Annotated in this window: 12 protein-coding genes and 1 tRNA gene; 4 read left to right on the top strand and 9 right to left on the bottom strand. The window is 66.4% G+C overall.

All coding sequences use genetic code 11. The annotated features are described in order from the left end of the window. Positions 1 to 69 precede the first annotated feature (69 nt). The 4 genes from trxA to TVC13_RS17590 form a co-directional block, all read right to left on the bottom strand. Positions 70 to 468 carry a thioredoxin gene (gene trxA / locus TVC13_RS17605; protein ID WP_422402432.1) on the bottom strand — a complete coding sequence of 133 codons (399 nt, stop codon included), beginning with the start codon at positions 466 to 468 and terminating at the stop codon, positions 70 to 72. A 65-nt stretch (positions 469 to 533) separates the two neighbouring features. Then, positions 534 to 980, bottom strand: coding sequence for a MarR family winged helix-turn-helix transcriptional regulator (locus TVC13_RS17600; protein WP_422402431.1), 447 nt, complete (start codon positions 978 to 980; stop codon positions 534 to 536). Between the two features lie 172 nt (positions 981 to 1,152). Further along, positions 1,153 to 1,234: transfer RNA gene (locus tag TVC13_RS17595), tRNA-Tyr, on the bottom strand. A gap of 91 nt (positions 1,235 to 1,325) precedes the next feature. Then, positions 1,326 to 1,799 carry a hypothetical protein gene (locus TVC13_RS17590; RefSeq protein ID WP_422402430.1) on the bottom strand — a complete coding sequence of 158 codons (474 nt, stop codon included), beginning with the start codon at positions 1,797 to 1,799 and terminating at the stop codon, positions 1,326 to 1,328. A gap of 151 nt (positions 1,800 to 1,950) precedes the next feature. On the opposite strand from TVC13_RS17590, the gene TVC13_RS17585 reads away from it, so the two are divergent. Continuing rightward, entirely contained in the window at positions 1,951 to 2,442 is a 492-nt protein-coding gene (locus TVC13_RS17585; protein ID WP_422402429.1) for a YajQ family cyclic di-GMP-binding protein, read from the top strand. A gap of 113 nt (positions 2,443 to 2,555) precedes the next feature. On the opposite strand, the gene TVC13_RS17580 is transcribed toward TVC13_RS17585, so the two are convergent. The 3 genes from TVC13_RS17580 to TVC13_RS17570 all read right to left on the bottom strand — a co-directional run bounded on the left by TVC13_RS17580 (position 2,556) and on the right by TVC13_RS17570 (position 5,555). Further along, positions 2,556 to 3,239: a histidine phosphatase family protein gene (locus TVC13_RS17580; RefSeq protein WP_422402428.1), complete on the bottom strand. Its 684-nt coding sequence runs from the start codon at positions 3,237 to 3,239 to the stop codon at positions 2,556 to 2,558. A gap of 33 nt (positions 3,240 to 3,272) precedes the next feature. Continuing rightward, entirely contained in the window at positions 3,273 to 4,145 is an 873-nt protein-coding gene (gene htpX, locus TVC13_RS17575; protein WP_422402427.1) for a zinc metalloprotease HtpX, read from the bottom strand. A gap of 138 nt (positions 4,146 to 4,283) precedes the next feature. Further along, on the bottom strand, positions 4,284 to 5,555 hold the full coding sequence (locus tag TVC13_RS17570; RefSeq protein ID WP_422402426.1) for an MFS transporter: 1,272 nt from the start codon (positions 5,553 to 5,555) through the stop codon (positions 4,284 to 4,286). Between the two features lie 147 nt (positions 5,556 to 5,702). Between TVC13_RS17570 and TVC13_RS17565 the strand changes: the two genes are divergently transcribed. Continuing rightward, positions 5,703 to 6,446 carry an MBL fold metallo-hydrolase gene (locus tag TVC13_RS17565; RefSeq protein ID WP_422402425.1) on the top strand — a complete coding sequence of 248 codons (744 nt, stop codon included), beginning with the start codon at positions 5,703 to 5,705 and terminating at the stop codon, positions 6,444 to 6,446. Positions 6,447 to 6,461: 15 nt separating this feature from the next. Here TVC13_RS17565 and TVC13_RS17560 read toward each other — a convergent pair whose 3' ends face one another. Further along, on the bottom strand, positions 6,462 to 7,196 hold the full coding sequence (locus TVC13_RS17560; protein ID WP_422402424.1) for an esterase/lipase family protein: 735 nt from the start codon (positions 7,194 to 7,196) through the stop codon (positions 6,462 to 6,464). Further along, positions 7,193 to 7,951 carry an alpha/beta fold hydrolase gene (locus TVC13_RS17555; protein ID WP_422402423.1) on the bottom strand — a complete coding sequence of 253 codons (759 nt, stop codon included), beginning with the start codon at positions 7,949 to 7,951 and terminating at the stop codon, positions 7,193 to 7,195. The genes TVC13_RS17560 and TVC13_RS17555 overlap by 4 nt, the downstream gene beginning before the upstream one ends. 110 nt (positions 7,952 to 8,061) lie before the next feature. On the opposite strand from TVC13_RS17555, the gene TVC13_RS17550 reads away from it, so the two are divergent. Together TVC13_RS17550 and TVC13_RS17545 are read left to right on the top strand one after the other, a co-directional pair. Next, positions 8,062 to 8,529 (top strand): Fur family transcriptional regulator, encoded by a 468-nt coding sequence (locus TVC13_RS17550; RefSeq protein ID WP_422402422.1) that lies wholly within the window; start codon positions 8,062 to 8,064, stop codon positions 8,527 to 8,529. 42 nt (positions 8,530 to 8,571) lie between these two features. Then, positions 8,572 to 10,062, top strand: a complete 1,491-nt coding sequence (locus tag TVC13_RS17545; RefSeq protein ID WP_422402421.1) for a catalase — start codon at positions 8,572 to 8,574, stop codon at positions 10,060 to 10,062. Positions 10,063 to 10,107: the final 45 nt, after the last annotated feature.

Raw genomic sequence — 10,107 nt, 5'->3', positions numbered from 1 at the left:
GGCGCGGGAGCGGCGAGGCCGCGGGGGGAGCTCCCTGCCGGTGTTTCTAAGCTGCGGGGCGCCGGAGCGCTAGCTGACCTGTCCGTCCTGGCCGGCGGCAGACTGGCCCTGTTCCTGGGCGGCGATTTGCTCGTGGACAGCCTTCATATCCAGTCCCTTGACGGCTTCGACCAGTTCGCTGAACTGGTTGGCGTTGAGCGCGCCGGGCTGGGAGAACACCAGCACCTTTTCGCGGAATGCCATGAGCGTGGGGATGGAAGTGATACCGGCAGCGGCAGCAAGGCCCTGCTCTGCCTCAGTGTCCACCTTCGCGAACGTGATGTCCTCGTGCTGTTGCGAGACGGCGTCGTAAACCGGTGCGAACTGCTTGCACGGGCCGCACCAGTCCGCCCAGAAGTCAACGAACACAATGTCGTTTTCCTCAATGGTTTCGGGGAACGTTGCCTCGGTGATGTCAATAGTTGCCATACAGGCCACGCTATAGCCCTCAGGGTGCGATGTCTGCAATTGTTCGCTCTGCGGTGAAGCGGGGATCAGCTCACTGTGGAGAAACCCATGGAGGTCACTTTTGCGATGACGGGCAGGGCCTCGCGGAGTTTTTCACGCTCACCTGTGCCCAGCTGGCCCAGCAGATCGGAGAGCAGGGACTCCCGCCGCTCGGTTTCAACGGCCAGCTTGCGGCGCCCGTCGGGTGTCAGGCTTACCCGGACCCCGCGTGAATCCTCCGGGTCCGGACTCCGGCGGACCAGGCCTGCGTGCTCCAGCCGGATGATCTGTTCGGTGGCACTGGGAACCTTAACACCGAGGTTCCGGGCTATGTCTGAGACCCGCATGCCGTCACCGGCCACCATCCGCAGGGTTCCCAGCTGATTGGAGGTGATGCCGAACTCTGTGTCCATGTGGCGCACGAGGAAGACGGCTTCGCGCAGCGCTTCCCGGAACTGTTCGGCAAGGCGGTCCAGAGCCAGGTCCTCTTTCATGCTTAGAAACACTAGACGGCCTAGCCATTTACTTCTTGGGGGCGTGCCCATAACGGGCAGTTTTGTGCCGAGATTTTAGCGCCGGCCCTGCTCGGGGCCGCAGGCGGCGGGATCGGCGGGCGGGGCAACAAAAAAGCATCCCCGGTCCTAAGACCGGGGATGCTCTCTTCGGTGGCAGATGAGGGATTCGAACCCCCGTAGGCATTGCCAGCTGATTTACAGTCAGCCCCCTTTGGCCGCTCGGGTAATCTGCCGAAGGCCTTCTTGCGAAGACTTTGTCCGCGGTAACCGCGGGCAAGACAACTTTACAGAACATTCGTCCAAGAATCGAATCGGCGCTTTGGACTAGAGTCCGCGGGCAATCCGGGAGCTGATCTGGGCGTAGAAATGCTCCGCCTGCGACGCCGTCACGCTGCCCCAGGCGACAGCATTCGCAAGGTCCCTGCGGACGCCTTCCAGCCGTTCGGCTCCGTCCGGTGCCACGGAAGCTGAAGCAGCAGGGCTGGCCAGCGGCAGCTGGGCGGAGGTTTCCTCCATGTCTTCGGAGGGGACCAGCCACGCAGCTTCCTGCGGTTCCCTGGCCTGCGCCGATGCCGCGCCCACACCCGTCACCGACACGGCAGCGATCATGGAGGATGCTGCCACCCGCCGCAGCCGGATTCCGGCAGACAAACGCGGCGATGCCTCAGACACCAGCGCCGCTGCCCCTGGCGGAACGGGCGTTCCCGGCGGCACGGGGCTCTGTCCTTCCGGTTCTTCGGTCCCAGCCTTCGCGCCGGCGCGGGGAGGTTCCTTCGGATCAGGGCGGTGCGTACTCATGCCTCCAACCCTTTCCCAGCCAGATGGGAGGACTGTCTGCTGCGGCTGACTGCTTCCTGTGAACGCCCTCGGCTGCCCGCAGGTGCCACCCACCTATTAGGCTGGTGGGCAGGAGATTCCAACTACCAATGCAGATCCGAAGGAGCGCACTATGGCCAGCGAGTCATCATTCGACGTCGTCAGCAAGATCGACAAACAGGAAGTCGCCAACGCCCTGAACCAGGCCCAGAAGGAAATCGCACAGCGCTACGACTTCAAGGGTGTCGGTGCGGAGGTCGATTTCAGCGGCGAAAAGATCCTGATGAAGGCCAATTCGGAGGAACGCGTCAAGGCCGTCCTGGACGTCTTCCAGTCCAAGCTGGTCAAGCGCGGCATCTCGCTGAAGTCCCTCGATGACGGCGAGCCCTACGCCTCGGGCAAGGAATACCGGATCGAGGCCTCCATGAAGGAAGGCATCGCCCAGGACCAGGCCAAGAAGATCAACAAGATGATCCGCGATGAAGGCCCCAAGGGCGTGAAGTCCCAGATCCAGGGCGATGAGCTTCGTGTCAGCTCCAAGTCCCGCGACGACCTGCAGGCCACCATGGCAATGCTCAAGAGCGCAGACCTGGACGTTGACCTGCAGTTCATCAACTTCCGCTAGGCTTTCAGCCCGGCTGCACGGACAACTAACGACGGGGGGGGGGGCGCGGCCCCGCGGCGCGGCGCCCCCCCCCCCCTGGCCGCGCCCGCCGTCGTTGTTTGCCTGCGTTTCTTTTAGGGAGCCAACTCGACGTCCTCCGCAGCAGGTCCGTCAGTATCCGGATCCTCCAGGGCCGATCCGCCAACGGCTTCTCCCTGCCAGGTGAGCAGCTCCCAGGCATGGCCGTGGGCTTCGGGACGCGGCCTTGATTCAAGCACCACGATTCCCGTATTGCTCAGCGTGTTGTGGACGATGAAGTCCGGCCCCACGTTGCGGGCACGGGAGGTGGCCCAGGCCCGGATGATCGCGCCGTGGCTGAAGATCACCGGCGTCTGCTGCCCCGTGCGCTGCAGTTCGGAGACCACCTCATCGAAGCGGCCCAGAGTTTCCGCGCCGTCCGGCCCGCCGGGCATCGTCACGGAGAGATCGCCCTGGACCCAGGCGTAGACGGTGCGCAGGTAGGCCTGGATGGATTCGCTGTCCCCGCGCATCTCCAGGTTGCCGGCGGAGATTTCGCGCAGCCCGTCCCGGACCTCGATCGGCTGGGCCAGCGCATCGGCCAGCGGCGTGGCGGTGAGCTGCGTGCGCACCAGGTTTGAGGCGTAGACGCCGCTGATCTGCTCATGCCCGAGCGCCTGAGGCAGGGCCGCTGCCTGGGCCAGGCCCAGTTCGGTCAGCCCGGGTCCGGGGGCTCCGGTGTCCAGCAGCCGTTCAATGTTCGACGGCGTCTGGCCGTGGCGGACGAGGATCAGCCGCATGTGTGCTCGCTTTCTGTGTCGATGCCGCTGCGCTTAGGAACCGAGCGGGCGTCCCGCCATGTTTTCGAGGCGGCGGATCCGGTCAGCCATCGGCGGGTGGGTGGCCAGCAGGCCGCGCACGCCGTTGCGGAACGGATTGGCAATCATCAGGTGGGAGGTGTTGACCAGCTTCTGGTCCGTGTTGGGCAGCGGGGCCTGCTGCGTTCCGGTTTCCAGCTTCCGCAGCGCCGATGCCAGTGCCAGCGGATCGTCGGTCAGGGTCGCGCCGTCCTCGTCGGCGTCGTACTCCCGGGTGCGGCCAATGGCCATCTGGATCAGCGAGGCTGCCAGCGGCGCGAGGATTGCCATGGCGATCATGGCCAGCGGATTCTGGTTGCGGCGGTCGCCACCGCCGAAGAAGAGCAGGAACTGCCCCAGCGAGGTGATGACACCGGCAATCGCGGCCGCCACCGAGGAGGTCAGGATGTCCCGGTTGTAGACATGCATCAGCTCGTGGCCCAGCACCCCGCGCAGCTCGCGTTCGTTGAGGAGCGCCAGGATGCCCTGGGTGCAGCACACTGCGGCGTTCTGCGGGTTCCGGCCCGTGGCGAACGCATTCGGAGCCATGGTGGGCGAAACGTAAAGCCGGGGCATCGGCTGGTTGGCCTTGGCCGAGAGTTCACGGACAATCCGGTACATTTCCGGGGCCTGCGCCTCCGTCACCGGTACTGCATGCATCGCACGGATGGCCAGCTTGTCGCTGTTCCAGTAGCTGTAGGCGGTGGTGGCGAGCCCGATGAAGAGGAAAATCCAGATGAACGAGGAACTGCCCGTGCCGCTGGAAAGCAGGCCGCCGATACCCAGCAGCACAGCGAAGAGCACCCCAAAGAGGAGGGCAGTCTTCAAACCGTTGAAATGTCGGTGCACGTGTACACGATCCTTCCTGGGCGGAAGGCCCCGCCCTCGCATCAGGAGCGCAGGTCCAAAACCTTCCGCGGTACTTTTCCTAAGCGTTAACGTATCCGGGCGGCGCACTGTTCCGCAGCGCTGCGCGGCTTGTTCCGCTTAGGGCTCCGGATGCCGGGCGTCGTACCGGGCGAAGCCGGGCTGCATCCGGGCCAGGACCAGCACGGCGAGCGCGCAGGCCAGACCTCCGGCCACCGCGGCCCAGCCTTCCCCCAGGAAGGACGCATCAATACCGGCCACCAGGTCGCCCAGACGGGGGCCGCCGGCAACCACGACGACAAAGACACCCTGCAGCCTGCCGCGCATCGCGTCCGGTGTGGCGGCCTGCAGGATCGTGGAGCGGAAGACCCCGCTGATCGAATCCGCGATTCCCGCAGCTCCCATGGCCAGCGCCGCCGGCAGGAGCCACGGGGAGACGCCGCCGCCGTCGTGCTCTCCTGCCAGTACCACCACTACCCCGAACGCGGAGACGGAAAGCCCCCAGGCCACCACCGACCACATAACAGCCAGGCCCTGGCGGCGCACCAGGCCCAGCGGGCCGGAGAACAGGCCGGCCAGGAAGGATCCCGCGGCGGTGGCAGCGAGCAGGATCCCGACCGTTTCCGCTCCGCCGCCGAGCATCAGGGCGCCGATGGCGGGCAGCAGCGCCCGGGGCTGTGCCAGCACCATCGCTGCGAGGTCCACAATGAACGTCATGCGGATGTTGGGGCGTGTGCCCAGGAAGGTGAATCCTTCCAGAACCGATTTCAGGCCGGCTTTCTGCACCTGCCCCACGGGCGGCATCGGATCCAGCCGGTAGAGCGCCCACATGGCGGCGGTGAAGGTGACGACGTCGATGGTGTAGGTCCAGCCGTAGCCGACCTGCCCCACAAGGACGCCGGCCAGCAGCGGCCCGGCAGCCATGGCGATGCCGAACGTGATCATGCTCAGGGCGTTGGCGGCGGGCAGCAGTTCAGGGCGGACCAGCCGCGGAATGATGGCGCTGCGAGCCGGATGGTTCAGCCCTCCGGCCCCTGCGTTCACGGCCACCAGGGCGAAGAGCAGCCACACACTTTCCAGTCCCAGCCAGGCCTGCACCGCAATGCCGATGGTGGTCAGCCACAGGACGACGGCAGAGAACAGCGCCACCTTGCGCCGGTCATAAACGTCCACCACCGAACCGCCGTACAGGCCGGCCAGGACCAGCGGCACCAGCCCCACCACACCCAGCATGCCCACGTAGAGGCTGGATTGCGTCAGCTCGTAGACCTCCAGGCTTACGGCAACAAGTGTCAGCTGCGTGCCGACCGCTGAGAGCGCGGTTCCGGTCCAGAGCCGGCGGAAATCCCGGCTTTCACGCAGCGGGGTGAGGTCAGCTAGCAGTCTGGGCACCAGAGCAGTCTAGGCGAGCACATGCGTGCTCTTTCGCCGGTTGACGCTCTGCGTCACCGCCGGCCGCCCCGTATGCACCAAAGCATGCTTAGGATGTTCCTTTGAGCCCCCGACCAAGCGGACGCTGTCCCTGCCCAAGGAGGATCCATGCTGACCCGCAATGTTGCCGACGGCATCCACCTGATTGAACACGCCTACACGAACGTGTACCTGGTGGAGGACGGCGGAGAAGTGATGATCGTGGACACCGGACTGCCGGCGGCCCAGCATGAAATCTCCTCGGCCGTGCGGTCCCTTGGCTACGGGCCGGGATCTGTCAGCGCGATCGTCCTGACACACGGACATTTTGACCACGTTGGCACTGCGGCAAAGCTGCGCACCGAGTTCCGGGCGCCAGTCCTGGCGCATCCGGCGGACCACTACATCGCGGCACACCCCTACCGGTACGGCCACGAACGGCCCCGGTTCCAGTACCCGCTGCGCTTCCCCGGCTCGCTCCGGCAGCTCGGTGCCATGACGATGGCCGGCGCCCTGCTGGTCCGCGGCGTGGCGGACGTCCATGACCTGGATGCGGACGCCGCAGCAACCCTGCCCGGGGCGCCGGTGGTCATCCCGACGCCGGGCCACACCGCCGGGCATACGGCGCTGCATTTCCCGGACCGCGGTGCACTGATCGCGGGGGACGCCCTGGTGACGCTGAACCCGTACACGGGCGGCCGCGGCCCGCAGATTGTGTCCGGGGCTGCAACGGCAGACAGCGCGGCCGCGCTGGCCTCGCTGGAGGCGCTCGCGGAGACGGGGGCCCGCGTGGTGCTGACCGGGCACGGCGACCCGTGGACCTCCGGCGCCCAGTCGGCCGTCGAGCGGGCGCTCGCCAAGGGTCCAAGCTGAGCGGGCGCTCGCCCGCTACGGTTCCGGGTCGGCGAGCTCCCGCACTACCAGGCGGTGCAGCTCCGGGTCGCCCAGCGGGCGGAAGTGTCCCATCGACTCGAGCTGGATGTTCCGGGCGCCGTCGAGCCTGCTGCCGCCGGGAATGTGGGGGTCGAAGGCGGCATAGACCGACGTGATCCGCGCATTGGCTTCCAGGCTTGCCTGCAGGCTGCGGAGCAGGGCATTGCGCGGGGAAAACGCGCGGATGGAGGGGATCAGGAAGTACCGGGCATACGGCGAACCGGAGAAGGGCGTGTTGACGGCGACCATCCGCCGGATGCGCTTCCCTTCGGCCCCCAGCAGGACCCGCTTGCCGATCAGGCCGCCCTTGCTGTGCGCCACGATCACCGCGTCTTCAAGTCCGGCCGAAGCCAGGTAGTGCTCCACCCGCCGTGCCATCTCATCGATCCTGCCGCGGTTATAGCCCAGTGTCTTTACGGTATGGACCGGGTGCCCCTGCGCGGCCAGCGCTGCCGCCAGCGGACGGAGCAGCTGCCAGTCCTCGTAGACGCCGGGGATCAGCACCACCGGCTCCCGGCGCGGGATCCCGTGTGCAGGCTCCCGGTAGGCGGCAGGATCTTCCCGGCGCAGGAACCCCTGAACCTGCCAGCGGGCCACATACGCGTAGTCCGCCGTCCAGGCAGCAGCAAGGCGCAGCCGGTGCCGGACGCGCTGCCCGACGCCGGGACGCCGCCTGCCCGTGCCGGTCACCGCGCAGCCTTCAGTAGTTTGCGCACCCACTCAGCCGTCTGCGTCGGATGGGTCCACATCAAGACGTGCGGCGCAGCAGGTACCTCGCCCAGGGCAACGCCCTCCCGCGCCTGCTGCAGCCGCAGCAGCCAGGACCGCCGCACAATGGGGTCCCGGCTGCCTCTGATTACGGCCACGGGGCACTGCACATGGGCCAGCCGTTCTTCCATCCGGTGGTCCATCATCCGGCGCAGGGTCCGGAGGTACCAGCGCGGACCGGCGCGGAGATAGTCAGTGAAGACAATCCGGTTCACGGCCATCTCTTCGTGCACGGTGTCCTGTGCCAGCCGAAACGCCTGGGCCGCAATACTGCGTTCCGCCCGGTTCACCGTCGGGGCCAGCAGCAGCAGCGATGCCACCAGGGAAGGGTCCGCCAGCGCAGCCTCGACCACCACCTGGCATCCCATCGAGTGGCCTGCCAGCAGGGCATCCTCGATCCCGGCCTGGCGCAGCGCGGCGGCGACGGCGGCACCGTAGCCGGCCATCGTCAGCGGCTCCCGCGGCCGGTCCAGCCCCGCATGGCCGGGCAGTTCAATGCAGTAGACACTGTGGTCGCGGGAGAGTTCGCGGGCAAGCGGTTCGAAGTACCGGGAGGAAGCCCCGATGCCGTGGACGAGGACAACGGCGGGTCCGGAGGCCCCGAAAGTGCGCAGCCGCAGTTCGGATTCGCCTACGCGCAGGCGTTCGCCCTGCGGCCGGGCAGCTGTTGCGGACACGTTTTGCCTCCTGATTCGCGGCAGCACCCGCGGCCGCACCACCACCCTAAGCCGGAGCAGTAAGGACGACCTTATTATGAATAAATCAAAATAAGCGCTACTCTGGATCCATGACTTCCACAGCAGCCTCCGCGGCAACCACTGACAAGTGGTCAGCGCAGCTGCGTGCACACGGACGCCGGGTCACCAAGCAGCGCCTGGCCGTGCTGGACGCCGTCGACCATTCACCGCACGCAGGTGCGGATGAGGTCGCAGCTATTGTGCGGACAACCCTTCCGGACATCAGCCTCCAGTCCGTCTACGTTGTCCTCACCGACCTCACTGAAACAGGCATGCTGCGCCGGATCGAACCGCCGCACTCCCCCGCACGCTACGAGACCCGGGTGGATGACAACCACCATCACGCGATGTGCACCGGCTGCGGTCGCATCGAGGACGTCGACTGCGCCGTCGGGCACGCGCCGTGCCTGACCCCCAGCGATACCCACGGCATGACGATCCAGATTGCCGATGTGCTGTACCAGGGCCTGTGCGCCGACTGCGCAGCCAAGCCGGCAGCAGCCGGCAAGACTTCCTGACCCCTCGGCTTTAACACTCCACCCAAAGAAGAAAGAGAGAGAATGTCGAACTTCACCACCACCCAGACCGGCACTCCGGTTGCCAGCGACGCACACTCGCTGTCCCACGGAGCTGACGGCGCGGTTGTACTCCACGACCGTTACCTGGTTGAGAAGCTGGCCCAGTTCAACCGGGAGCGCATCCCGGAGCGCATCGTGCACGCCAAGGGCGGCGGCGCGTTCGGCGAATTCACCGTCACTGAAGACGTGTCCATGTACACCCGTGCTGCTGTTTTCCAGCCCGGCACCACCACCGAAACCATTCAGCGGTTCTCCTCTGTTGCCGGTGAAATGGGCTCCCCCGACACCTGGCGCGACGTCCGCGGTTTCGCGCTGCGTTTCTACAGCTCCGAGGGCAACTACGACATCGTCGGCAACAACACCCCGGTGTTCTTCATCCGCGACGGCATCAAGTTCCCGGACTTCATCCACTCGCAGAAGCGCCTTCCGGGTTCCGGCCTGCGCGACGCCGACATGCAGTGGGACTTCTGGACCCAGTCTCCCGAGTCCGCACACCAGGTCACGTACCTGATGGGCGACCGCGGCATCCCGCGCTCCTGGCGTGAAATGCCCGGCTTCGGCTCGCACACCTACCAGTGGATCAACGCTGCCGGTGAGCGTTTCTGGGTGAAGTACCACTTCACCTCGAACCAGGGCAACCACGAGATCACCGGTGCAGAAGCAGAGCGCATCGCCGGCGCCGACGCTGACTACTACCGCCGCGACCTGTACGAGAACATTGCCGCCGGCAACTTCCCGTCCTGGGACCTGCACGTTCAGGTCATGCCGTACGACGACGCCAAGAACTACCGGTTCAACCCGTTCGACCTGACCAAGGTCTGGCCGCACGCTGACTACCCGCTGATCAAGGTGGGTACCCACACCCTGAACCGCAACCCGGAGAACTTCTTCGCCCAGATCGAGCAGGTGGCACTCTCCCCCGCCAACCTGGTCCCGGGCATTGCAGCCTCCCCGGACAAGATGCTGATGGCCCGCATCTTCTCCTACCCGGATGCCCAGCGCTACCGCGTTGGCACCAACTACAACCAGCTGCCGGTCAACGCACCGAAGGCCCCGGTTAACAACTACTCCCAGGACGGCTACGGCCGCTTCTCCTTCAACTCCCCGGAGACCCCGGTCTACGCCCCGAACACCCTGGGCGGCCCCGTGGCCGACCCGGCACTCGCCGGCGAAGGCACGTGGGAGAACGACGGCGCCCTGGTGCGTTCCGCCGCGACCCTGCACTCCGAGGACAGCGATTTCGGCCAGGCCGGCACGCTGTACCGCGAGGTGTTCGACGACGCCGCCAAGGCCCGTTTCCTGGAAACCATCACCGGTGCAGTCTCCGGTGTGCAGCGCCCGCACATCCGCGAAGCTGCCATCCAGTACTGGACCAACGTTGACGCCGACCTCGGCGCCAAGCTCCGCGCCAACCTCGCCACCGGCGAGACCACGGCCAACGAGCAGGCTGAATTCGTAGGCGTCGCTGACTAATCAGCGTCCCTTCGGATAACGAAAGCGGCCGGCCCCCGAAGGGAC

It is taken from the genome of Arthrobacter sp. 3Tela_A (genome assembly GCF_049311025.1).
Classification (GTDB): Bacteria; Actinomycetota; Actinomycetes; order Actinomycetales; family Micrococcaceae; genus Arthrobacter_B.
The sequence above is the reverse complement of the archived record's forward strand: the minus strand, read 5'-3'. Positions and strand labels throughout refer to the sequence as shown.

What these genes read in the sequence shown, in the direction of transcription:
- trxA (WP_422402432.1), bottom strand. Translation starts at nt 468, where the DNA reads ATGGCAACTATTGACATCACCGAGGCAACGTTCCCCGAAACCATTGAG.
- TVC13_RS17600 (WP_422402431.1), bottom strand. Translation starts at nt 980, where the DNA reads ATGAAAGAGGACCTGGCTCTGGACCGCCTTGCCGAACAGTTCCGGGAA.
- TVC13_RS17590 (WP_422402430.1), bottom strand. Translation starts at nt 1,799, where the DNA reads ATGAGTACGCACCGCCCTGATCCGAAGGAACCTCCCCGCGCCGGCGCG.
- TVC13_RS17585 (WP_422402429.1), top strand. Translation starts at nt 1,951, where the DNA reads ATGGCCAGCGAGTCATCATTCGACGTCGTCAGCAAGATCGACAAACAG.
- TVC13_RS17580 (WP_422402428.1), bottom strand. Translation starts at nt 3,239, where the DNA reads ATGCGGCTGATCCTCGTCCGCCACGGCCAGACGCCGTCGAACATTGAA.
- TVC13_RS17565 (WP_422402425.1), top strand. Translation starts at nt 5,703, where the DNA reads ATGCTGACCCGCAATGTTGCCGACGGCATCCACCTGATTGAACACGCC.
- TVC13_RS17550 (WP_422402422.1), top strand. Translation starts at nt 8,062, where the DNA reads ATGACTTCCACAGCAGCCTCCGCGGCAACCACTGACAAGTGGTCAGCG.
- TVC13_RS17545 (WP_422402421.1), top strand. Translation starts at nt 8,572, where the DNA reads ATGTCGAACTTCACCACCACCCAGACCGGCACTCCGGTTGCCAGCGAC.